Raw genomic sequence first — 22,971 nt, 5'->3', positions numbered from 1 at the left:
TTAACCACCTCATAATCCAAGATCATCTTGAAGAATACCCTTTAGCACCTCAAAGTTAATCTCCCCAAACGATCGATTAGCACTGTATAGCTCGCCTGTATATTTGCCTGTTTTCCAACCCTCAAGGTTAAAGGACCAGGTAAAACCGGCACCGCTTTGACCTGACAACGTGTACCCGGCCACCCGTAATTCAACATCGGCCACTTTGCGATTGCAGCGAATTGTTAGAAAGCCTTGACCAGTGGTATTAAGTTTGACAATAGTATCGAGTACCTCAAATTGTGGTAGGTCGAGGGTGCTTATTTTCCGCACAATAATTACTGGAGTCAAGTACTCCTCAGGTGTGGCACCACTGTGGACTTCACCATGGCAAGCATTACCACCCTTGAAGCGGTTATGAGTAAGTAAATAAGCATTACCATTTTCCATTACCCATATACCATTATTGTCATAAGCCTCACCCTCCAATAGGGCATAGCGACCCGGAGCTTCTACTTTAGCCCCCTTCGGCGCATCTACCTTAACATCGCTGATTGCAGCAAACCGACTGAGGCCATGATCAGAAGTAATAACCACTGAAGGGTATTGTGATAATAAAGCTAACGCTTTATCAGCCACTTTCTTGATGACCTCGATAGCCTTCAGAAAAGAATCGGGAAACTGATAGGTGTAATGGTGAGCGATATCATCCAGGTCCCGTATAACTTCCTCACCATCTTCCCATTCCTTATTGGCCTCAGTTGTAGTTGGAAGATTAGCCCTGGTAAGCCTGACATCGCACTCAATCCGATCATTCATGGTTAATAGTCGGGTTAATAAGCCCGCCCATTCGGCGCCCATTGCATCTACCCAGAGTATTTTAGACCCGGCGGCACGCAGCCTGGACAGCAGGTCACTTTTACCAGGGTAACTCCATAGTAACTGCTCACCAGCCCACCTGGTAATTAGTGTAGTAAGCTCTTCGTCGATCTGATCTTTCAGGCGACAGCTATTGTACACCGAAAAATAGTGATCGGCAAATTCGTCACCAGTGATGGCAGGCCGTAAATACCATGTTAAAGCTGGAAATAACGCTTTAAGATAGTCCCACCAGACATCGCGGGGATATTTAGTCATCAGTTCGCTGACGCATAACACGAGCTGTTCCCGTTCTGCTGTCGACAAGTCAGTCAAAACTGCCAACCGCTCAAAAGGATCTGTAAATTCGTTATAACGATACCAGAATACAGCCGGCATAAGACTAACGTCCAGGTGTTGGAGAAGTTCCTTACGTTCCCGGCTAACGGAAACAGACCGCGGCAAAGCAAAAATACCCATAACAGCGTCATTGATAAAGCCGTCTATATGTTTGTTTTCCTTCAAAACATAATGGAGATAGGTCCCGGGTTTAATCCGCCTTTTGCTCCACAACCATGCCAGCCATCGCTTATTATGATCAAAGCTACCCCACAGGGTAAAGAGGACATCCGCATTATAGTTAGCGATGTTCAGCAATCGCCCGGCCAACCGATCCAAGTTATCGCCTTCACGGATTTGAACTGCCAGCCAATCCCACTGCTCAGAAGAACCCCACTCCTCACAGATTTCTTCCCAATCAATATTCCTGCGGATATATTCAAAACTAGATGGATAAAGACGTACGTGACACTCACTCCGCGCTTGCCGAACTGGCAACCATGGGGCCATGGCAGTTACCAGCCACACTTTACGAATACTGTCTTGTTCCCATAAGGACAGGTATTCTTTTATGCCCCGTGCTATCTGACGCTCTGTAAAACCCGTAGAAAATGGGGCTACGATAATCTCAGAACTTCCTTCCCCTTTGAGAGACCACGGTTCTGGAAGCTCCCCCGCCCGGTAACGTACAACACGATTTATTTCTTGAACAAATAATTCTTCCGCTACTAGCAGGGGAACATATATCCTGCGTATCTTATTCGCCGGCCACTCAGCTAACAACCGTATGACCTCAGCGCTCTCGGGATCAAGCCGAATACACTCAGACACTGGCGTAAGTAGAATGCTTTGGCAAATCATTATCTCTTCTTGCAAATATGATATCAGCCCCATCATATCAGGTAAGACATCGGGGGCACTACAAAATTCGGATAAGCGAATAACTCTGTCAACCTCATAAATGAGTCGTTGGATTAAATCTTTCCAGGTCTGACAACCCTGAATAAGAATAAACCGGGTAGCAAATCTTTCGCCCTTTATGCTTTCATCCCTCAAATGGGACATAAAATCATCAATGCTGGCGAAAGTTATCATGGCCATCCCCTTCTCAGCTTTGTTTAATCTTTCCTTTAATGGCACTGAGGAAGCGGGCACCAACAAGGGCATCCTCAGCCACCAGGTCCATTACAAATTGTTTTATATCATCTGGTGATATGGTTTCAATAGCTTTTAGAATTTGAGGATAGGCTGTAACTTTGTAATTCTCGGTTACCCACCGGCGAACCACCTGGTTAATCTCATTTAATCGCATGGGCCATTGGTATACTTTGCCACCCAAAACGCTGTAAACGTAATTCTGCAGCTTATCAGATGCTCCTACTTGGTAAACCAGATCAATGTAATCACCTGCAGCTACCTGAACAAATCTATCCAAAATACCCTGGCGGTCGTGAAGTACAGTGAACTCTGATGCATAATCGTCCAGATAACCCGCCATCTCGTCTAACTCGGCCTCTGATAATTGCTGGAGCTTGTCATATCGAGCTAAGAACATACGATGCATTTTGCCTTCCAGGAGCCACTGAATAGGAACACGCTTTTCTTCACTCCAGCGCTCCGGTGATTCCGAACTGGTTAGCTCCCGCCAGCGTTTTCGCAGATTAACAATTTTTTTCTGCCTAGCCTGCTGTGAAATTGCATTTATAATAGCTCGCCTGACCTCATCCTCTGTTGCCTCTGATAGGTCGGGTAAAGCGTTATATAGTTCTGCTGCTTCGTGGTCGCTGATTATATTTCCTGTAAATTTTTGGACCAGGAGGCCAGTTAGAGATGTACTTTCGCTCAATAAGAAGGCCACCTGTCTGCTCAGACGGCGGAGATCCTCTGCCCGATTATCTTTTAAAGCCTGACCGGACCTGTATATAAGCTCATAAAGATAATGAATAATGTCGGATATTTCGGCAACCTGCCCTTCTTTATAGCAGAGCAGGGGAAATTTGCTTTTAAACCAGGTGGTACGGAAATAGTCCCGCAGGTCATTTAAATCTTGCTTGACTATCCCTAATAGATTGTTTAACGCGTCCACCAGGTCCAAGTTACGGACAACTTCAGGTAATTTTTCTATTACCCGCTCCTCGCGCCACAAGTAAACATCCTCGTTAAAGAGGGCCTTGAGTCGGGCCATCACCTGGGGGACATCCAGGTTAAGGGAAGTCATAAGCGAAATTAACTGCGGGTCATGAACACTCCAAAACTGCCTCATGCCTTCCTGTATCCGGTCTCTACTCAGCAATCCGGGTAATTCACGGCGTACCGGATGAATAGCTTCAACAGCTGCCTTCATACCCTGCTCATCTAATTCATCCAGATCATAGGCTAGAATACCCCCAAGTGTCATAGTCGCCCTCTGCATATCCTCGTAGCTTACTCGTGAACTGGCCGTCTTCTGAACATAATAAGCAAGTACCCATAGAGGGTAACCTATTTCCATAACCATTTTGCGCATGTTTTTTCGAGCTTCTTCGGGGTAGGCTGTCTGCTCGGCAGTAAGATGAAAAACATCGCGGGCCATGCGACAGAAAGACTCGCCCTCAGGCGACATTTTCCGGATAGTATAATTCTCTGAAAGCCTGCCTCCCTTCAAGACCTGATCGATTAGTTCTGCCAACTTGTTAGGATTTAAAGGTAGCGAATTGGTGCCGTCGGAATAGTAATAACCGTGGGCATATCTACGCATTAGGACGGCAAAGAGTAGTACGCCGATAGGTGAAGGCATAAGGCCATAGGGCGGCTCCTGCAAAGCCTCCCACAACTGCTTTAGACTGACATGATCCTTGGTAGCAAAAAAGTTATCTACCACAGACTTCATTTTAACTAAAGGATGATCAATAGAACGATTTAGTTCATCATCTTCCCAGACGCCTTCATTTTTAAGTTCTTCCACCACATCCCTGTATGGGCGCTGAATATTTTGAGCCACTTTGAGGCCGATTTCGGCACCGGTTTTGCCCCAGGCATGATCATATAAAGTAGCGATTCTACTTAGTTTCTCCGGCCCATAGGGATAAATAGAGGTCACGATATCCTCGAGATACTCAGTAATAGCCTCGCAACCTGCCAATTCCTCCCGCTTGCCCCGGAAAAAGGCCCGGACCCTGCTCGTACGTACCGCTCCCAACCATTCGTCCACTATATTTTTGCTCTTTGTATCGTAGTACCTTTTGGTGGTACTATCCCGCATTTCCTCGTAATACCAGGACCGGGCCCGGTAATCGAGCCACTCATTCCACCGTTTTATACCGAAGGCAACCTGGCTGATAAGGATACAGTAATTAGCGTGAGTCTTGCTTAACTCTTTAGCGAGGTCTTCCGCATCATTCAAATACCCATCTTCCTGGGCAACTACCATGATTAACCCTATCTCATAAGACCTTTCTACACCCTGGATCAGGCGTTCACGTCGCAATTTTAGCTCTCTCGCAGATACAAATTGGACAGGATGACGTAACCTGGCTGCTCCCCGCAGGAAAAGCAGCTCCTGCAAACCGGGGGCAAACTCGGCATCTGATTTTCCTGCATTGATCATTTTTTCAAAGGTCAGGCTGGCTTCGGCCCGTTGTTTATACTGCTGCAACTTGTTATGGTCAATAGTAGTGGTAGGTATAATATATTCATAATCGTTACCGGAAGGCACGGCAAACATGATGCCGCGAGAGCAAAGCCCGTCAGCCACTTCCTCCACGCGATTATAAAGATTAGTACCAACGAACATACGCTTGATAACTGAGAAATTGGGTTTAAGCAAGTCATGAGCTCCTTGTGTCTGCCTTCGTAACGCAGTGAGGAGCAGCATGACGCGAAATACCCGTCTTTCCTCCTGATTGTTCAAGCTGCCTTTAGTAGAATGATAATGACTCAATATATCACTTACAGTATCAATAGTTTCAATTCTAGTATCTTCAAAGAAATACTGCCATAAATAATCAGGTGTCAACCAGTACCAGTTATCCTGCGGATAATTAGCGACAAACCATTGGAAGGAACCTGGCTCATCTTTTTTCAGAAATTGAAAAAGAGTGCGCTGGCTCGAGCTATAAAGGGAGGAAATAGTCGCCAGCAGGTAAGCAGTAAAGGGGTGGATAGGAGCCAGCATCTTAAGCTCCTCTTTCTTTACCCGTTCTCCTAGCATATTAATGTGTAATACAGCTACATCCACGTTACCCCACAGTGAATCCCGCTTCGTTTCCCAATCGTTCCGCAGGTCGGGCCTCGCCTCGATTACATTGGCAATCAGTCTATAAGCTGTTACTGGTGTCATTTCCAATTGGCAATTATGGAACCGATCAAGGAGCTTTTTCCGTGTATCATCATCGATGCGTGTAAACTGGTTTAAAGCCCGATGAGTGACAAGGAAAAGGTAGAATGGAATGTCGGCCGTAGCCTGAGCCAGCTCTTGTAAGGGTGTCACCGGTACATTGTTAGTGAAGAACTCGGTAAACTCATCCCAGATAAAGACAATTCCCTCCAGATTGTTACTGTCAATGACTTCCTTTATCCATGCTTTAACTGCCGCTGGCGAATCAACAAGATTGATATCTTCTTCCTCCAGGACAGCCGCTACTTGTTCGCCCACCCGGGCATCACCGGCGCGCAGGCGTTCAATGATTTCTCCGGCCGAGGCTATCGTTCGGAAGCGGCCTCTATACTTATTAAAAGCTCCTTCCCAGTTGAAGATACCACTTGTATCACTCAGCTTATTCACCAGCTGGTCCATAATACTTTCACCAAAGGTAACATACCTCCGGGACTTCAACTGTTCTTTGATGGCCTGTTGTATCTCTACCATCAGGCGCCGGCTGGAAGTAATATGCCCAGACGCCGAACGGTAGATAATTAAATAGCGTTTTTTCTCCCGCAATGCTTTAAAGCGGGGCCAGAGAGGGGTTATAATCTGGTGCTTTTGAAAGTAGTCCTCAATCTCATCCAGATCATCCTCCAGCAAGTGCTTGATCACAAAAGAGGCAAAGGTTTTGCCTGTTCCGTAAGCCCCGGTAAGCCAGAGGGAGCGTTTGTTACCACTATCTATCCGCTCCAGGGCTGCGATTAATTTTTCCATCATGTTCTTCATATAGCTATGGGGAATAAAAAATTTCCAATTACCCTTACGATTTTTGTCTACATCCTCGGAAAAGACCGGGATAAAGTCTTCACTCACAGCAAGGTAATTATTATAGCGCCACATTGCCACCACTCCTTATCTGCTATATGAATTATTTTTACGCCTTCTTCATCAACGTCAAAACAATTCTGGTCCATAATGTTAAGGCGCTCTAGGACAAACTACCGATTACAGCCAAAAACTATCCAGGGCCACACCAGGTCGCTGTCCCAGGATAGCCTGGTTTTATTTTGTTGAAGATATAGCTACCCCAGAGCATGGAGAAGAGCGGCGTCACAGGGATCTGCCCCATGGCGGACAAGGCGACGTGGTCTTCCCTCTATCACCTCCCCCTGACCCAGCTCACTACCAACGGGCATCCGTTCCAGGAGACCTGCCAGTTCCATAATAGCGTTGAATGCCGTGCGCTCTGCCAGACGGGGTACCGCTGCCTGAAGCAGCGACTTTAGTCTTGTCGTGGTCCACTCGTCCCGCCCTAAATGCACGTACCAACGTCGTCGGGAAAGTGAAGACCACATTATCCCAGAGAACTTCTCACAGGGAGCGGCAATCCGTTCCCTTAGCGGCAAACTGCTTTCCCAGCTAGGTCAAACGACCACTGCTATCCTCGATGCCGGTAGTCTTCAACCGCACGGCCAGAGAATCTACCTGTCGGTTGCCCAAGATTGAGCTACCGCGCCATCCCTGGCGATCAGCTAGATAAAGCTCCAGCCATTCTCGCCGCAACCCAAAATGTTGATGACGAGACCAGCCTTTTTCATAACTCCAATTAAACAAGATCAAGCACCTCGATAGCTTTACGGTTATCATCAAGGAAAATATTATCCAAATCCCGGATGATATTAGTACGTATAAGTCCATCACCCCGGGCGGACAGGCCCTGGAGGATCCCCTTTAACACATCTTGATTGATGCCAAACAGGATATAAGGACCCTCGTCGGCGCCTTCATAGAGCTCATGCACAGTCAACTCATACCGCCCTGTCTTTTCGGCATACCGGTAAAGGGAATAAAGTAGAGCAACCGGTTCTGGCTCAAACCATCCCTTCTTATATAATGCGATATCTATTCTTTTGGCTGGTTCCGTTTCTTCCCCCAGCCCCAGCTTGCTGCCTATTGGTGTCCTGGTCAATAAGCCGAACAAGGCTGTCATGGCGTTTTTTCGTGTACTTTCACTTTGGTGATGGGTTTCGCCTATTTTTGCCACCCATTCAGTTTTCGTCATTACCGCCCCCCAAGGCACAGCAGAAATATACCACTGGACAGGCGTCGAGTTACGGGCCAGGTTGGTCCATATAACGGCCCAGGTAACTAAATCGTCAACCCCCCACTGGGCTAACTTCTCCCCTAAGGGAGTAATAACTATTGATTTTTTATTACCCGTTATTAATTCGGCGTGTTTTAGCCACATCATCATAGCGTCAAACTGACAGTTGCCCAAACTATTATGGCTTACCCAGTCATTAGGTGATAAAAGAAACTCCTCAAGCCATTCCTTTCTCATTCCAAAGTGTTCATAGGTATGCAACGTTTTTTTCTCATTTCCACTCATATTTAAACCTCCATCGCTTATTGCCAGTGATTTAGCAGTAAGACAAGCTTTACCATGCAGATCAAGGCACAAACCGCAGGTTACACACTCCTCGCCAATTCGCACCCGGCCCAGGGTATCCAAAGCACCGGTAGGGCACTCCACCTGGCAGGCCTGGCAGTGGCTGCAGTAAGCGCTCTTGATGGCCACAGCACGAAAGGCACTGAGGACGAAGCGGTCGGCATGAGCCAGGCCATCAACCTCGATGATGTTGCTTTTTTCAAGATGCTGCATGACGTAGGGATATACTACGCCGCTCCTCTCAATATACCCCTGGCCTGCTCCGGTACGTACTAGCCGGCCCAGGGTTTTGGCCCATTCCTGCCAGTCTTCGGTAGGCTGGCGCAGGGTAAAGATAATCTTGCCGTTCTCTGTCTGCTCGATAACCCGGTTGCCGCCACCAGGCAGGTAGCGCCCGCCGGCTCGACCTTTCCAGCTACCTTTCTCCAAATAGCTGTCCATTTCCTTAGATGAGATGCCCATATTAGCGGCATAAGTACGTAATTCATCAATAAAACCTACCATGTCTTGGTGATAAACTTTCCAACTAATAATATCCCACCATTGGGATGCCATCGGACATATTGCGCAACCTACACGCATGACGCCGTAACGATAGGCCCGGTTTAACAACAGACGGCGGCTAAAAAGATACAAAAAAACTTCCCCAGCATTCCATGAGATGATGGGGCTGGCATTGATCTGCATCTTGTGTTTACCGCCGTAGGTAATTTCTGAGTAAGTCGATCGGCTGGCACTTTCCTCATGGCGCACGCCATCGAAAATTAAGGCCTTTACTGATGCTTTACCCGCTAACTGGCGCAATAGCAGCAAGGTGGGTACCGATTTATGTACAGAGCAGCACCACCGATGAATACGGCTGGGGGGGCCTATCTCCCGCCATGTTGTCAGAGCATCTTTCGCGCTCCTGGCCGTATAAAAGGATAAATGGGGCCAGCGCACCTTAACTGTTTCCACAGCTTGATATGTATCATAGATTTCTATACCTGTATCACCGAAGATGACCACAAATTGATCCGGCTCCAGGGCCCGCTGGATCAGATCCAGAGTTACAAGTGAATCCTTGCCGCCGGAAAAGGCAACTGCTACTATATCTACTCTTTTACGGTGTTTGGTATAAGTTTGGTAGATAAATTTAAGCGATTTCTGCACCAGCCCCTGGAGTAACGCACTGTTTTTAACGGCCATTGCTTCGGTATCCACTGGAACTAACGTCAAACCTGGCCGGTGAATTTTAAGTTTGGGCCGGGTAAATAAGCCACCACCTTCAGCTTCCGCTACCAGTTCACCCCGGTAATAATATCTCCGACCGCCAACGGCCCATAACAATGGTGCATCCACCCGGGTGTAAGTCCAATATCTGTCAAAACCCAATAAGTCTAGCTCCTCAAAAAAGACAGGTCGGATTTCGCTTTTTGTACCATCCTCTTTCGTATCAACCAGCAATATCCCACCTGTATCTTGATCCCATTGGATCTCGTACATAACATCATTCTTCCTTCTTTTTTAGCGTATTGATCTCTTGCAGTAATACTTGAAATGCTAAACGGCTAAAAATCCTCTTCCACGGCTTCTTTATCTTCGGGGATGTTATTATAAAACTGGGACAGGTTAATATCAGGAAGGTTAATCCCTTTAGCGAGGAGATATTCGATCAATTCTTCAACCTCAGATACATGAGGATGACATTCTTCAACAATGGTCAAGAAATCCTGATCACGTAGCCGCCCTGTTTCAGCCCGGAATATTAACTTGTCGATAATGTCTTCCAGGCATAAGGTAGTTTTAGTCCGGCCTGTACTTATTGTAGAATCATAATCGTAATTATAGCTTCGTTTCGGTCGTGTTATCCCGACTCGCTGCCGGCATTCCCGATTATCTTCTTTATTGTACTGGTTACAAGCATCTATAATCTGTTTACCAGGTAATTCATCAACAATCTCAATACCTTGAGCAGCCAAATGCTCATAGACCCTATCAAGGGCTTCCATCGATACGTCACTCATTTTGTCGTTCAACGTATCAATTATAACCTGATAGGTAACGTAGCCACCAAATTTTTGACCCAGTGTTAATAATTGTCGTAAGCACCGGTTTAGTGCAACTTCATTTCCTGACATAACCTTTTCCCCACAACGGTGCTGGACAATAAATGTCTGCCTATTACAACCAATTCTACATAAACCCGCCAACTCCTGCCTTCAGCTTAATCTTACATTAAGCCACCGCCAAATACTGTCGGGTACGTTTGTTCGTAAATAAAAATCCACGCTGCTGTTTTTCTCTGAAAAGCCAAACGATTCTCCTTCATTTAAGGCAGGATCCCGCTCGGGTCTTACGGTAGCGGCCTAAACGGGTAGAAGTGAAGCTAACTGCCGGCCTATTGGTGAAAAGTTCTATCTAAAAGCCCTTAGCCGTCAGAAGAATCTCCGGCGTGCAAAAATCGCACTGCACCACCCTCATATCAGCAAATGCCTGCTGCAACTGGTGCTGCTGTCCGTTTTGGGCTAATCCCCCACAATAATTTTACACAAACAAATCCTGGTAGGAGATTTCCGGTCAGTATGTGGTATAAACTTTGTTTCATAACTACCCGTAGCAGTAGTAAACATAATTTCTTTTTTCTTTTGCTTTGTAAAGGGCTGCGTCGGAAATTTTAATAAGTTCTTCTATATCAATATCTGCACCTTCTTTTGTTGAGGCTATACCAATACTCACAGTAATTTTACAGGCAATACTTTCACAAGAAAAAAGGTGATTTTCTACTATTATTCTAATCCCGTCCGCAATTTTAAAAGCCTCTTTAGCACCGGTACGGGGGAGAATTACTGCAAATTCCTCGCCGCCCCAGCGGGCTACTATATTATCTATAGCGAAGTTTCTTATACTATTTTGGAGGATTTCAGCAAACTGCCGCAGCACCTGATCCCCTGTTACATGCCCATATGTATCGTTTATACCCTTAAAATTATCTATATCTATCAAGAGCAATGAAATCGGGGTTTGAGCTTGTATTGCGGACAGTTTGGTGGAGAAATACCTCCTGTTGTGCAAGCCGGTCAACATGTCAATATGTACCTGACGGTACAAGCTTTTAACCAAACCGCCCAATACCGTGGTGATTAATATCTGAATTATTGCATAAAACCTCCAGGCCAAATCGTCGCCGTAATGACCATAGCTATAATACCTTTCTAGCAAAAGGGTAACCAGCAACATAATTAACCCGCCTAACAACAAAATCATCGGCGCATATTTATATATTTTTTCTTGCATCTTAAATCAATTCCCTACCCTTTTGTTTTTCTTTTCCCAGTAATACTCGACAATGTACTTGTCAATTTTCTGGCTTATTTTTAATAGAATTCCTTTGCTGATATTCATCTTTACCGCATTATCAAGGATTCTCCTGGCCACTTCTATTTTGTCCTTTGCATCCACGCTCTTCACTCCCCCAACGATAACCGCAGACATAATTTTATATCAAAAATTTGCTTGTTGCAAAGATAAATTATATGCATTAAGCAAATTCAGTGCAGGCTTAAAGTCGGATAAAGTTATTTAAGTGGGGAGTGAACAGAAATGGAGAAAAATATAGAGATAGATAATAAGGCCATTGGGCAAAGAATACGGGAAGGAAGAGAGAAATTCAAGCTTTCCCGGGAAGAGTTTGCGGAAATCATCGGGCTTTCGGACTACTACGTAGGACAGCTGGAACGGGGGGAACGCCAAATGAGTCTCCCCGTTTTAGTTAAGGTCGCCAGTTGTTTGCATGTTTCTTTGGATTATCTTGTCTGGGGCAAAATTACCGATGAATATTGTATCCGCGATGGTGGCAGTACTTACGGTACCAACAACAGTAACGATAGAGAGCTACATAAATTAATCGACAGATGTTCGCCGAAAGAATTGAAGCTGGTAAAAAAACTCATCAAAACTGTTCTCCCTTATGTTGACAAAAACTAATGTATACACCCCTACCTGCGAGCCGACCTTACATCAAGCCATCGTCAAATAATATCAAATACGTATGTTCGTGTAGTGGCACTACTTTAATCAAAGACCCATAATAAAACCCTGTAACTAATTCTAGCTACAGGGTTGATCAGCAATCTCATAGGATTTAAATCTCGCGGGGATTTTCGCCCCTACTCCACCGTGACGCTCTTCGCCAGGTTCCGGGGTTGATCCACGTCGCAGCCGCGGGCGACAGCGGTGTAATAGGCCAGGAGCTGCAAGGGTACCACCGTGACCACCGGGGCCAGCCAAGAAGGTACCGGCGGCAGGTAGAGGACGGCGTCGGCCTCTGCGGCTACGGCCATATTGCCCGCCTGGGTGAGGGTCAGGACCCAGGCGCCGCGGGCTTTGACTTCCTTAATGTTACTGAGCATCTTCTCCAGCAGTTCCGCCTGGGTGGCCAGGGCGATGACGGGCGTACCCGCTTCGATCAACGCCAGGGTGCCGTGCTTCAATTCCCCGGCGGCGTAGGCCTCGGCGTGGAGGTAGGAGATCTCCTTCAGCTTCAGGGAGCCCTCCAAAGAAGCGGCGTAATCCAGGCCGCGGCCGATGAAGAAGGCGTGCTCGTGGGGTGCCATCTTCCCGGCCAGTTCCCTGATCCGGGGTTCGAGCTTTAAGACCTCTTCCACATAGCCGGGCAGAGCCTTGAGGCCGGTGGCGATTTCCTGGGCCCAGGGGGCGCCGCCCCTTTGCTCGCCCAGGTACAGGGCCAGGAGGTAGAGAGACGCCACCTGGGTGAGATACGCCTTGGTGGAGGCCACAGCGATCTCCGGGCCGGCCCAGGTGTAAATAACGTGGTCGGCTTCGCGGGCTACCGAACTACCAACGACGTTGGTAATGGCCAGCACCGGTGCCCCGGCCTTTTTCGCCTCCCGCAGGCTGGCCAGGGTATCGGCCGTCTCCCCGGACTGGCTAATAACCAGGCCCAGGGTATGCTCGTCGAGGATCGGTTCCCGGTAACGAAATTCGGAAGCCACGTCGTCTTCGACCGGCAACCGCAGTAATTTCTCTAAGAGGTATTTGCCGACCATGCCGGCGTAATGGGCCGTACCACAGGCGATAATGGCCAGCTTTTGCAGGTTCCGGGCGTCAGCCGGGGTTATGTGAACGTCCTCCAGCCGGACGCGGCCGTCGGCCAGGAGGCGGCCCTTCAGGGTATCCCGCAGGGCCCGGGGCTGCTCGTGGATTTCCTTCAGCATAAAGTGGGCATAGCCGCCCTTTTCCGCCGCCTGGAGGTCCCAGGCCACATGGAAGACTTCCTTAGATTTACGGCTGCCGTCGGCGTTGTAGATGTTCGTGCCCCGGGGGGTAATGTGAACTACCTCACCGTTCTCCAGGATGTAGTTATCCCGGGTATAAGGCAGCAGGGCCGGGATGTCGGAGGCCAGATAGGTCTCCCCGCCGGCCAGGCCGACAATGAGGGGGCTGTCCTGGCGCACCCCTACCATTTCTTCAGGGTGATGGGCGCTGACTACAGCCAGGGCGTAGGAGCCGCGTAAAAACGGCAGCATCTTGAAGACCGCCTGGAGGAGGTCCCCCTCATAATTTTCCTCTACCAGGTGGGCCAGGACTTCGGTATCCGTTTCCGAGATAAAACGATGACCTTGGGCCGTTAGCTGCCGGCGCAGTTCCTGGTAGTTTTCGATAATCCCGTTGTGGACGACGGCAAACTTACCGCTGCAATCGAGATGGGGGTGGGCGTTGACGTCTGAGGGGCAGCCGTGGGTCGCCCAGCGGGTGTGGCCGATCCCTACCTGGGCCCCGGCCAGGTTGCCGTTGAGGCGGCTCTTCAGGGCCACCAGTTTACCGGCACTCTTTTCTACTACCAGCCCGCCGTCTTTAAGGACGGCAATACCGGCCGAGTCGTAGCCCCGGTACTCCAACCGTTCCAGCCCCTTAACCAATATGGGAACGGCCGGGCGCGGGCCCAGATAACCAACAATACCGCACATATTTACTTCACTCTCCCTTTGTTTTTTACGGGAGAGGTAAAGGGTCACCCGGCGCCTTTTGTCCCCGGGATTGCTCCCGGGTTTTGTGACGCCTTTGACGGCCGTAACCCGGCCGGGGGGCATCCGCCGATAACTCGATTAACCCCCGCCTCGTCAACCAGCCAACCTATTCCCGGTAAATACACTTGCTGGTCCCGGCGCTTGCATTATTTTACCTCTTTACCTCTCACCCTTTGCCCTGGGACACAACCAGTCTCCTGTTAACCCAGAGGGAACGCCTCCTTTTGCCTTATAGTTTCCTGCCACCCCAATTAGTCTGGAAAGTTTGGCTTGGAAGTTACCGATCACCCCCCTTTCTCTCCGCTTTCACTCCGTTTTTCCATTTTATAGAAAAATGTAGCTGGATCATAAGCCGGTAGCAACCCGCTGTAGAAAGGCCATAATAGCCTCCAGCTCTTCCCGGTCCGGTCCTTCGACCATCAGGCGGATAATGGGCTCGGTACCCGAGGGCCGGACTAAAACCCGGCCCCGGCCCGCCAGCTGTTCCCGGGCCGCGGCTACGGCCGCCAGGAGGCCAGGGTGGTCCATGGCAGCCTCCTTGTCGGCCACCCGGACGTTCACCAGGAGCTGGGGCAAGTGGGGCATGGCGGCCGCCAGTTCCACCAAGGGCCGCCCGGTGGCGGCCATGACCTGGAGGAGCTGGACGCCGGTAATTAACCCGTCCCCGGTGGTATTATGCTCCAGAAGGATGATATGGCCCGACTGCTCGCCGCCCAGGACGGCACCGCTCTTCAGCATCTCCTCCAGGACGTAGCGATCGCCCACCCTGGTCTGCTGCACCCTGAGGCCCGCCGCCGTCAGGGCCTGGTGCAGGCCGTAGTTGCTCATGACGGTCACTACTACCTGGCCGCCGGGCAGGCCGCCCTGCTCCTGGCGGTAGAGGGCCAGGATGGTCATAATGGCGTCCCCATCGACGACCTGGCCCTTGGCATCGACGGCGATGACCCGGTCGGCGTCGCCGTCAAAGGCCAGGCCTACCATGGCTCCCCGGGCGATGACGGCCGCCTGCAGGTCTTCGGGATGGGTGGACCCACATCTGACGTTTATATTAGTACCATCCGGTTCATGATGCAAGAGGGAAATTTGCGCTCCTAGGCGCTGGAAAATGGCTGGGGCCACCCGGCAGGCGGCGCCGTTAGCGCAATCAAGGACCACCTGCAGCCCGGCCAGGCCGCGGTCGGCCGTGCTACAGACGTAAGCGCTATAGCGTTCCGGGGCGTCGGTTACTTCCCGGGCCCGGCCCAGTTCAACCCCTACCGGCCGGGGCAGATCATCCGCCGGTGCCAGGACCAGCCGCTCGATCTCCTCTTCCACCGGGTCCGGCAGCTTGTAACCGCTGGCGCTGAAGAATTTAATGCCATTATCAGCCACCGGGTTATGGGAGGCGGAGATAACCACCCCGGCATCAGCCTCCAGGTCCCGGGTCAGCCAGGCCACTGCCGGGGTGGGAATCACCCCGACTTTTAATACCTCGCCGCCGACGGAACAGATGCCGGCTACCAGGGCCGCCTCCAGCATATCGCCGGAGATGCGGGTATCCCGGCCGACGACCACCCGCACCCGGCCGCTGTTCCCGGCCAGGACGGCAGCCCCGGCCCGGCCCAGGCGAAAAGCCAGTTCCGGTGTCAAGCCCTGGTTGGCCACGCCTCGTACACCGTCAGTGCCGAATAATCTACCCATGCCATCCACCCTTCAATTTCATAATATCATCATATGGTTGCAACTGGAAAGTTGCCACTTGAGGGAGCCCCTGTGAAGCCAACGCTCCCTCCATAACCAGGGGGCTGGCGCCTCAACCCGCCCGTAACAAAGCCCCCTGCCAACAATAACCATTTTTACCAAAAATCTGTTTGCGGAGAAAAACGGGCATGGCTAAGGGGTATCGCAGCAGGCTATAATTGTTTACTTAAGGCGCGCTCCCGGCAGCGCCGGCAGGTGCCGGACCGATCTCCACTACTACCCGGACCCGGGGGAAACTGCTCAGCTGCACCCCGGCCGGGATCTCCAGGTTGGTTTCCATGGTGACATTTTTCTTAGCACCGGCGATATTGATCGCGGCTGTGTTGAGGTAATCCAGGGGTGCCAGCTGGCTGTAGGGAGCGAAGACCTCCACTACTTCCGGCTGCAGGATCACCCGCTGGATGGCGTAACCCTTGGCTGGTTCCCCTATCAGGCGCGGCCGGACCGGCAGCATTTTGCTGGGCATATCCTGGACAACGGGGATAAAGGTCTCCACTGTATCCGGTTTTACCGCCAGCCAGGTCGGCAGGGGATGCCCATCGCGGTCGGCAATCTTGACCGGTAACTGGGCCAGGAAATTCCCGCTGGCCTGGTCGATGTTGGCCTCTACATAAACGCGACCGATTTCCTTTAAAGTAGCGGCCGGACCGGAGATTACCACCTGGGAGGGCTTCAATACCGGTTCCAGGGCGCGATAGCCGCTGGCCGGGGTGCCCAGGAGGCTCACCTGGACCGGCAACTGGACGTCCTCTATTTTCTCCACCCTGACAGTCACCTGGGCTGGGTTGACGTGGATCACGCTGAGCCCTTCTGGTACATTGACCTGCACCGGCAGGACGTTGTTACCAACCCGGGCGTCCCGCAGGTCGGCGTAGGCATGGACATCCCGGGGCAGGAGGTTGGCCACGGCCGCCTTGCGGCCCTCTACCCGGACCTGCACCTCCGCCGGGTGGTCGGCCACCACCAGGCCGCTGCTAAGGTTTTCCGTTTCCAGGGGCACCCGGACCACCGTCTCGCCGGTGGGGTTCTGCTCGCCGGTGACATACATCCAGAGTATAATAGCCAAAATGACGGCCATTAAGCGGTAACCCCAGTTCTGGCGTAATTGCTCCAACATCTTAAGACCTCCAGAGCCAGAAGAAAGTGGTGTTATGATTATCCTGGGGCAGCATCAGGCTTTGCAGGAGTTCCTTCAAATTCTTTTCCTCCAGGAAACGGGTGAGTTTACCGCCTTCGGCCACGGAAATAACCCCCGTTTCCTCTGAGACAATCAAGACAACGGCGTCAGAGATCTCGCTGATCCCCAGGGCGGCCCGGTGCCTGGTCCCCAGCTGCTTACTGAGGTAGGGGCTTTCGGACAAGGGCAAAAAGCAACCGGCCGCCACTACCCGGTCGCCCCGGATAATGGCCGCGCCATCGTGGAAGGGCGTCAAGGGGACGAAGATATTAATCAAAAGTTCGGCTGAGACCACCCCGTCGACCCGGATACCGGTCTCGATGTAATCATTAAGGCCTGTTTCCCGTTCGACCACCACCAGGGCCCCAGTCCGGTTTTTGGCCAGGACCTGCATGGCCCGCACCAATTCGTTAATCAGTTTCTCCATATCTTCGGCCCCCAGGACCGTCAACGGCCGGGCAAAGAATTTACCCCGGCCCAGCTGCTCCAGGGCCCGCCGTAGTTCCGGCTGGAAGACCACCGGCAGGGCGACCACTATCACCAGGCGCAACTGGCTCAAGAGCCAGTTGATGGTCGCCAGGTGTAAACGCGCGGCAATGACCGAAGCGACCACCAGCACTACCAGACCTTTAATCAGCTGAACGGCCCGGGTGCCTTTAATGAGCATCATGAATTTATAAATGACAAAGGCCACCACACTGATATCCAAGGCTACCAGCAGGAGGTCGATAAAATTTAAAGATAGTACGTAGCGCCAGAGTGCCGCCAAACCAGTCACCCCACTTTTACCCGGCGTTGTTATTATATGATGGCCAGTACACTTCATTCGACGGGCGAGGCAAAAATCCCTTCTTTTAACCGGTTGCCCGTTTTTGCTAGTTGCCACCGGCCCGGTCTTCCGCTAAAATAGCAGTTAAAGAAGGAGGTGCCGCCCTTTGCGCCGCATTTATGTTTCCCTCTTGCTCATCAGTATCTTTTCCGGGCTCCTGGTCGCCTGGCAATGGCGTTCCCACCAGGCTACCGCCGCCCAGACCAACCAGGATCCCGGCCTGATTGATATTATTCATTCCCTGGAAAAAGAAGATGCTTCCCTGGAGAATCGTATTGCCGACCTGCGCCAGCAGATTGAAGGCCTGCAAAAGCAGCATGCCCAAGGAACGGACCAACTGGCGGGGATACAGCAGGAGATCGATAAACTCCGCTTGAGTGCCGGCCTGACCGCTGTAACAGGACCGGGGATTACCGTGACCCTGGATGATAACAACGCCGGGGCCGAGGCCGCCCAGAAGTCCTCCCCGGCCACCTACAAGCCGGATGATTTTATCATCCATGATAAAAACGTCCTCTATATGGTCAGCGATTTAAAGGCCGCCGGGGCCGAGGCCATTGCCGTCAACGACCAGCGTATCGTGGCCAATTCCGATATCCGCTGCGTCGGGACGGTAATCATGGTCAATTCTACCCGCCTGGCGCCGCCCTACATCATCCAGGCCGTCGGCAACCCGGACAAGCTGGAGGCCGCCGCCCTGCGCTCACTGGATTTTGTGGATTTAAAGAGCCGCGACTTCCCCGTTAAGGTGGTCAAGAATGATAGCCTGAACCTGCCGGCCTATAAAGGCGGCTTCCCCCTGGACCACACGCGACCCCTGCAAGGAGGCGGGCATTAATCATGCTGAAGATTAAAAGCTGGCCCCTCTCCCTGACCGCCGTCTTCCTGGTCCTGGGCCTCCTCCTCTCCCTGCAGTTCCGCACCCAGCGGTTGCTGGCCAGCTCCCTGGAGGCCCAGAAGACCACCGACCTGGTGACCATGTGGAAAAACCTGAGCGCCAAGCGCAACCAGCTCCAGGGTGAAATCGCTCAGCTCCAGCAGCAGCTCTTTACCCTGAAAACGAATTCCGGCCAGAGCAGCGAGACCGAAGCCTCCCTGACCAGGGAATTAACCCGCCTGCAGATGAATACCGGGTTGGCGGCCGTCAAGGGGCCTGGGGTGACGGTGACTATTACCGGCGATGCCCCCCTCCTTTATTTTGATCTGGTAGACCTGGTTAATGAGCTCTGGGCCTCCGGGGCGGAAGCCGTTGCCGTCAATAACTACCGTATTAATGCCTACAGCACCATCAGTGAGGAAAACGACGGCCCCCGCAACTATATCACCGTCGACGGCCAGCGGCTCCTCTACCCCATTGTCATTAAAGCCATCGGCGACCCCCAGACCCTGGATAAGGGTTTGACCTTTATCGGCGGCCTTATTGACAACCTGAATAATCTCTATAAAGTCTATCCCATCGTCAAGCGGGAACAGGACCTGCAACTGCCGGCCGCCTCCCTGCCCACCTGGCGCTATGCCAAACCCGCCCCGCCTCCACCCCCTGCCGGGGATAAAGGCGGCAAGTAAAAGTCGCCCAAAGTTAAGCCAGGCCTCGGGCCTGGCTTCGTTTCTTACCGGGCCGGGTTACGGCCCTTTTATTTTAGTAGGCTTTTTATGGCGTCGCCGCCCGCTTAGTAAGTTCCTGGTGCTGCTTTAAGAGGGCGTATTCCATGCTATCCAGCAGGGCTTCCCAGCTGGCTTCGATAATATTGGTGGAGACGCCGACGGTATTCCAGGAGTTGCTGCCGTCCCGGGACTCGATCAGGACGCGAACCCGGGCGCTGGTGGCATCCTTTTCATCCAGGACGCGCACCTTGTAGTCCGTCAGGCGCATGTGGCGGATGGCCGGGAAAACCTCTTCCAGGGCCTTGCGCAGGGCATTATCCATGGCGTTGACGGGGCCGTTACCCTCGGCAGCCGTATGGACCACCTGGTCCCCCACCCGCAGCTTAACAATGGCCTCGGAGATGGCTTCCTGCCCGGCCCGCTTTTCTACCAGAGTCTTGACGTACTCCACCTCGAACTGCTGCCGGTACTCGCCAGTGGTCTTACGCAGGAAGAGTTCCAGGGAGGCATCGGCGCCCTCGAACTGGTACCCCTGGCGCTCCATCTCTTTGATCCCGTCCATGATACCCCGCTCCCGCTCCGGGTTCAGCTCCAGGCCCATCTCCTCCGCCTTGCAGCGCAGGTTGCTGGCCCCGGCCTGGTCTGACATCAGCACCCGCCGCTCGTTGCCAACCAGCTGGGGCCGGATGTGCTCGTAGGTATCCGGCGCCTTGAGGACGGCGCTGACGTGGATACCCCCTTTATGGGCAAAGGCGCTGTAGCCGACAAAGGGCTGGCTCCCTGGCGGGACGACGTTGGCAATCTCGCTGACGTAACGGGCAACCTCCGTCAGGTGGGCCAGTTGCCCCGGGGGCAGGCACTGGTAACCCAGCTTCAACTCCAGGTTGGGAAGCACCGAGCACAGGTTGGCGTTGCCGCAACGTTCGCCGAAGCCGTTAATGGTCCCCTGGACCTGGCGGCAGCCGGCCTGGACGGCCGCCAGGGTGTTGGCTACAGCCAGGTCGCCGTCGTTATGGGCGTGGATGCCCACCGGCACCGGCATCTCCTTCCTTACGGCCGCCACCGCCGCCGCAATCTCCCCGGGCAGGCAGCCGCCGTTGGTATCACAGAGGACAATCCAGCCCGCCCCGGCCCTGGCCGCCGCCCGCAGGGTGGCCAGGGCATAATCCGGGTTGCTCTTGAAACCGTCAAAAAAGTGCTCGGCGTCATAGATAACCTCCAACCCCTGGTCCACCAAGAAGGCCACGCTGTCGCCGATCATGGCCAGGTTTTCCGCCGGTGTGGTGCCCAGGGCCGCCGTTACGTGCAGGTCCCAGGACTTACCAAAGATGGCGGCCGCCTTGACCCCGGCGCGCTTGATGGCCAGCAGGTTGGCATCCTCGGCAGCCACCTGGCCGGGTTTACGGGTGCGGCCGAAGGCCACCAGCCGCGCCTGCCGCCAGATAATTCCCTGTGCCCGGAGGAAGAACTCCATATCTTTGGGGTTGGCCCAGGGCCAGCCCCCCTCGATATAATCCACGCCCAGGCGATCCAGGCGGGCGGCAATCTTGAGCTTATCCTCGACGGAGAGGCTGATGCCCTCGCCCTGGCTGCCGTCCCGGAGGGTGGTATCGTAGATGAGGATCTTCTCGGCCATTCCTTATCCCTCTTCCATTGCCCGCCGGACGAGTTCCCCCATGGCGGCGGTGCCCACCAGCCGGGTTCCGGGAACATAGAGATCGGGGGTGCGATAACCCTGGGCCAGGACCCGGCCCACGGCGGCCTCAATGGCGGCAGCCGCCTGGTCCATCTTAAAGGAATACTTGAGCATCATGGCCGCTGAGAGGATAGTGGCCAGGGGATTGGCCTTCTGCTGGCCGGCGATGTCCGGGGCTGAACCGTGGCTGGGCTCGTAGAGGGCCACCTCGCCGCCAATGCTGGCCGAGGGCAGCATGCCGATGGAACCGGTCAGGACGGAAGCCTGATCGCTCAAGATATCGCCGAAGGTATTCTCGGTAACGATGACATCGAACTGGGCCGGCCGGCGCACCAGCTGCATGGCGCAGTTGTCAACATACATATGCTCCACCGTGACCTCAGGGAATTCGCCCCGGAGGTCCTCCACCGTATCCCGCCACAGGCGCGAGGAAGTGAGGACGTTGGCCTTGTCGACACTGGTCAGGTGACAGCGGCGCTGGCGGGCGATGGTAAAGGCCAGGCGGACGATACGTTCAATCTCCGCCCGGGTGTAGTACATGGTGTCGTAGGCAATTTCCCCCGCGGCCGTCTCCTCGCGCTTTTTAGCGCCGAAGTAGAGGCCCCCCGTCAGTTCCCGGACGATGATCAGGTCGGTGCCGGCGACGACTTCTTTCTTCAGGGGTGAGGCCTCCACCAGGGAGTCGTAGAGGTAGGCCGGTCGCAGGTTGGCGTAGAGGCCTAGTTCTTTACGCAGGGGCAACAGGGCCGCCGTCTCCGGACGCTCGGCCGGGGGCAGGCTATCCCATTTGGGTCCGCCCACGGCTCCTAGAAGAACGGCATCGCTCTGCCGGCAGAGTTCCAGGGTCTCCGGTGGCAGGGCCTGACCCACGGCATCAATGGCGGCTCCGCCTACCAGGGCTTCGGTAAACTGGAACTCGATTCCTACCCGGCGACTAACGACCTGCAGGACCTTAACGGCCTCGGGGACGATCTCCGGGCCGATGCCGTCACCGGGTAAAACAGCAATTTTATACACCTGTTTTCACCTTCCTGGCCACATAGGGCATCAGGCCCCCGGCGGTAATGAGTTCCTGCATGAAGGGCGGGAAGGGAGCCACCGGGTAGGTCGCACCCCGGGTCAAGTTGACGATTTCTCCCTTTTCAGCATCGATCTTGACCTCGTCGCCGGCCTGGATCCCTGCCGCTGCCGCCGGGGATTCGAAGATGGGCAGGCCGATGTTGATGGCGTTGCGGTAGAAGATGCGGGCAAAGGAGGCGGCGATGACCGCCGCTACCCCGGCGGCTTTGATGGCTACCGGGGCGTGTTCCCGCGAGCTGCCGCAGCCGAAGTTCTTCCCGGCGACGATGATCTCCCCGGCTCTCACCCGGCCGGCAAAGGTGGGGTCGGCGTCTTCCATGCAGTGCCGGGCCAGTTCCCCGGCGTCGGTGGTATTTAAATACCGCGCCGGGATGATGGCGTCGGTGTCGATGTCGTTGCCGAAGGTGTGGCACTTGCCCTGAATGATCATTTTTGTACCTCCTCAGGGGCGGCGATGCGGCCTTGGATGGCGCTGGCGGCGGCTACCGCCGGCCCGGCGAGGTAAACCTCGCTCTCGGGATGGCCCATGCGCCCGACAAAGTTGCGGTTGGTGGTGGACAGGGCGCGTTCGCCTTTGGCCAGAATCCCCATGTGGCCGCCTAGACAGGGGCCGCAGGTGGGGGTGGAGACGGCCGCCCCGGCGGCGATAAATACTTCGATGAGGCCTTCGGCCAGGGCCATACTGTAGATTTGCTGGGTGCCGGGGATGATGATGAGCCGCACCTCGGGGTGGACTTGATGGCCTTTGAGAATGGCCGCCGCTACCCGCAAGTCTTCTAAACGGCCGTTGGTGCAGCTGCCGATGACTACCTGGTCGATTTTGATCTCTCCTACCTCCCGGACGCTGC

Annotated in this window: 18 protein-coding genes and 1 pseudogene; 3 read left to right on the top strand and 16 right to left on the bottom strand. The window is 53.2% G+C overall.

Translation table 11 applies throughout. From position 1 onward, the window contains the following. Positions 1 to 9: 9 nt before the first annotated feature. The 8 genes and pseudogenes from pglZ to SDD30_RS14885 form a co-directional block, all read right to left on the bottom strand. On the bottom strand, positions 10 to 2,271 hold the full coding sequence (pglZ, locus tag SDD30_RS14920) for a BREX-4 system phosphatase PglZ (RefSeq protein WP_434075729.1): 2,262 nt from the start codon (positions 2,269 to 2,271) through the stop codon (positions 10 to 12). 13 nt (positions 2,272 to 2,284) lie between these two features. After that, entirely contained in the window at positions 2,285 to 6,418 is a 4,134-nt protein-coding gene (locus tag SDD30_RS14915; RefSeq protein ID WP_434075728.1) for a P-loop NTPase family protein, read from the bottom strand. 519 nt (positions 6,419 to 6,937) lie between these two features. Next, complete coding sequence (locus SDD30_RS14910) at positions 6,938 to 7,132, bottom strand: hypothetical protein (RefSeq protein WP_434075727.1); 195 nt, start codon at positions 7,130 to 7,132, stop codon at positions 6,938 to 6,940. Next, entirely contained in the window at positions 7,125 to 9,452 is a 2,328-nt protein-coding gene (locus tag SDD30_RS14905) for a phosphoadenosine phosphosulfate reductase domain-containing protein (RefSeq protein ID WP_434075726.1), read from the bottom strand. The genes SDD30_RS14910 and SDD30_RS14905 overlap by 8 nt, the downstream gene beginning before the upstream one ends. Before the next feature lie 65 nt (positions 9,453 to 9,517). After that, positions 9,518 to 10,087, bottom strand: a complete 570-nt coding sequence (locus SDD30_RS14900) for an RNA polymerase sigma factor region1.1 domain-containing protein (RefSeq protein WP_434075725.1) — start codon at positions 10,085 to 10,087, stop codon at positions 9,518 to 9,520. A gap of 280 nt (positions 10,088 to 10,367) precedes the next feature. Further along, a pseudogene (locus tag SDD30_RS14895) lies at positions 10,368 to 10,469 on the bottom strand (2Fe-2S iron-sulfur cluster-binding protein); the annotation flags it as partial. Positions 10,470 to 10,556: 87 nt separating this feature from the next. Then, complete coding sequence (locus tag SDD30_RS14890; RefSeq protein WP_434075724.1) at positions 10,557 to 11,243, bottom strand: GGDEF domain-containing protein; 687 nt, start codon at positions 11,241 to 11,243, stop codon at positions 10,557 to 10,559. 6 nt (positions 11,244 to 11,249) lie between these two features. Further along, positions 11,250 to 11,408, bottom strand: a complete 159-nt coding sequence (locus SDD30_RS14885) for an aspartyl-phosphate phosphatase Spo0E family protein (protein WP_434075723.1) — start codon at positions 11,406 to 11,408, stop codon at positions 11,250 to 11,252. A gap of 141 nt (positions 11,409 to 11,549) precedes the next feature. Here SDD30_RS14885 and SDD30_RS14880 point away from each other — a divergent pair, with 141 nt between their 5' ends. Continuing rightward, on the top strand, positions 11,550 to 11,933 hold the full coding sequence (locus SDD30_RS14880) for a helix-turn-helix domain-containing protein (RefSeq protein ID WP_434075722.1): 384 nt from the start codon (positions 11,550 to 11,552) through the stop codon (positions 11,931 to 11,933). A 182-nt stretch (positions 11,934 to 12,115) separates the two neighbouring features. Here the strand turns inward: SDD30_RS14880 and glmS are convergent, their stop codons facing one another. The 4 genes from glmS to cdaA form a co-directional block, all read right to left on the bottom strand. Then, the gene (gene glmS / locus SDD30_RS14875) at positions 12,116 to 13,936 is read right to left on the bottom strand and encodes a glutamine--fructose-6-phosphate transaminase (isomerizing) (RefSeq protein ID WP_434075744.1); all 1,821 of its coding nucleotides are present in this window, start codon (positions 13,934 to 13,936) and stop codon (positions 12,116 to 12,118) included. Positions 13,937 to 14,341: 405 nt separating this feature from the next. After that, positions 14,342 to 15,676, bottom strand: a complete 1,335-nt coding sequence (glmM, locus tag SDD30_RS14870; protein WP_434075721.1) for a phosphoglucosamine mutase — start codon at positions 15,674 to 15,676, stop codon at positions 14,342 to 14,344. A gap of 226 nt (positions 15,677 to 15,902) precedes the next feature. After that, the gene (locus SDD30_RS14865; protein ID WP_434075720.1) at positions 15,903 to 16,853 is read right to left on the bottom strand and encodes a CdaR family protein; all 951 of its coding nucleotides are present in this window, start codon (positions 16,851 to 16,853) and stop codon (positions 15,903 to 15,905) included. A 1-nt stretch (position 16,854) separates the two neighbouring features. Further along, positions 16,855 to 17,691, bottom strand: a complete 837-nt coding sequence (gene cdaA / locus SDD30_RS14860; protein ID WP_434075719.1) for a diadenylate cyclase CdaA — start codon at positions 17,689 to 17,691, stop codon at positions 16,855 to 16,857. Between the two features lie 157 nt (positions 17,692 to 17,848). Between cdaA and SDD30_RS14855 the strand changes: the two genes are divergently transcribed. Both SDD30_RS14855 and SDD30_RS14850 read left to right on the top strand, forming a co-directional pair. Then, the gene (locus tag SDD30_RS14855) at positions 17,849 to 18,580 is read left to right on the top strand and encodes a DUF881 domain-containing protein (RefSeq protein WP_434075718.1); all 732 of its coding nucleotides are present in this window, start codon (positions 17,849 to 17,851) and stop codon (positions 18,578 to 18,580) included. Between the two features lie 2 nt (positions 18,581 to 18,582). Continuing rightward, positions 18,583 to 19,308, top strand: coding sequence for a DUF881 domain-containing protein (locus tag SDD30_RS14850; protein ID WP_434075717.1), 726 nt, complete (start codon positions 18,583 to 18,585; stop codon positions 19,306 to 19,308). An 85-nt stretch (positions 19,309 to 19,393) separates the two neighbouring features. Here the strand turns inward: SDD30_RS14850 and cimA are convergent, their stop codons facing one another. From cimA to SDD30_RS14830, 4 genes are all read right to left on the bottom strand, one after another. After that, entirely contained in the window at positions 19,394 to 20,983 is a 1,590-nt protein-coding gene (gene cimA / locus SDD30_RS14845; RefSeq protein ID WP_434075716.1) for a citramalate synthase, read from the bottom strand. Between the two features lie 3 nt (positions 20,984 to 20,986). Beyond that, the gene (gene leuB, locus SDD30_RS14840) at positions 20,987 to 22,060 is read right to left on the bottom strand and encodes a 3-isopropylmalate dehydrogenase (protein ID WP_434075715.1); all 1,074 of its coding nucleotides are present in this window, start codon (positions 22,058 to 22,060) and stop codon (positions 20,987 to 20,989) included. Further along, positions 22,053 to 22,553, bottom strand: coding sequence for a 3-isopropylmalate dehydratase small subunit (locus SDD30_RS14835; RefSeq protein ID WP_434075714.1), 501 nt, complete (start codon positions 22,551 to 22,553; stop codon positions 22,053 to 22,055). The genes leuB and SDD30_RS14835 overlap by 8 nt, the downstream gene beginning before the upstream one ends. After that, positions 22,550 to 22,971, bottom strand: a 422-nt coding sequence (locus SDD30_RS14830; protein ID WP_434075713.1) for an aconitase family protein, incomplete at its 5' end; no start/stop codon positions are given. The genes SDD30_RS14830 and SDD30_RS14835, both read right to left, overlap by 4 nt.

This window comes from Moorella naiadis (nom. illeg.), assembly GCF_051020825.1.
Lineage (GTDB): Bacteria > Bacillota > DSM-521 > Neomoorellales > Neomoorellaceae > Neomoorella > Neomoorella naiadis.
The sequence above is the reverse complement of the archived record's forward strand: the minus strand, read 5'-3'. Positions and strand labels throughout refer to the sequence as shown.

What these genes read in the sequence shown, in the direction of transcription:
- pglZ (WP_434075729.1), bottom strand. Translation starts at nt 2,271, where the DNA reads ATGATAACTTTCGCCAGCATTGATGATTTTATGTCCCATTTGAGGGAT.
- SDD30_RS14915 (WP_434075728.1), bottom strand. Translation starts at nt 6,418, where the DNA reads ATGTGGCGCTATAATAATTACCTTGCTGTGAGTGAAGACTTTATCCCG.
- SDD30_RS14905 (WP_434075726.1), bottom strand. Translation starts at nt 9,452, where the DNA reads ATGTACGAGATCCAATGGGATCAAGATACAGGTGGGATATTGCTGGTT.
- SDD30_RS14900 (WP_434075725.1), bottom strand. Translation starts at nt 10,087, where the DNA reads ATGTCAGGAAATGAAGTTGCACTAAACCGGTGCTTACGACAATTATTA.
- SDD30_RS14890 (WP_434075724.1), bottom strand. Translation starts at nt 11,243, where the DNA reads ATGCAAGAAAAAATATATAAATATGCGCCGATGATTTTGTTGTTAGGC.
- SDD30_RS14880 (WP_434075722.1), top strand. Translation starts at nt 11,550, where the DNA reads ATGGAGAAAAATATAGAGATAGATAATAAGGCCATTGGGCAAAGAATA.
- glmS (WP_434075744.1), bottom strand. Translation starts at nt 13,936, where the DNA reads ATGTGCGGTATTGTTGGTTATCTGGGCCCGCGCCCGGCCGTTCCCATA.
- glmM (WP_434075721.1), bottom strand. Translation starts at nt 15,676, where the DNA reads ATGGGTAGATTATTCGGCACTGACGGTGTACGAGGCGTGGCCAACCAG.
- SDD30_RS14865 (WP_434075720.1), bottom strand. Translation starts at nt 16,853, where the DNA reads ATGTTGGAGCAATTACGCCAGAACTGGGGTTACCGCTTAATGGCCGTC.
- SDD30_RS14850 (WP_434075717.1), top strand. Translation starts at nt 18,583, where the DNA reads ATGCTGAAGATTAAAAGCTGGCCCCTCTCCCTGACCGCCGTCTTCCTG.
- cimA (WP_434075716.1), bottom strand. Translation starts at nt 20,983, where the DNA reads ATGGCCGAGAAGATCCTCATCTACGATACCACCCTCCGGGACGGCAGC.
- SDD30_RS14835 (WP_434075714.1), bottom strand. Translation starts at nt 22,553, where the DNA reads ATGATCATTCAGGGCAAGTGCCACACCTTCGGCAACGACATCGACACC.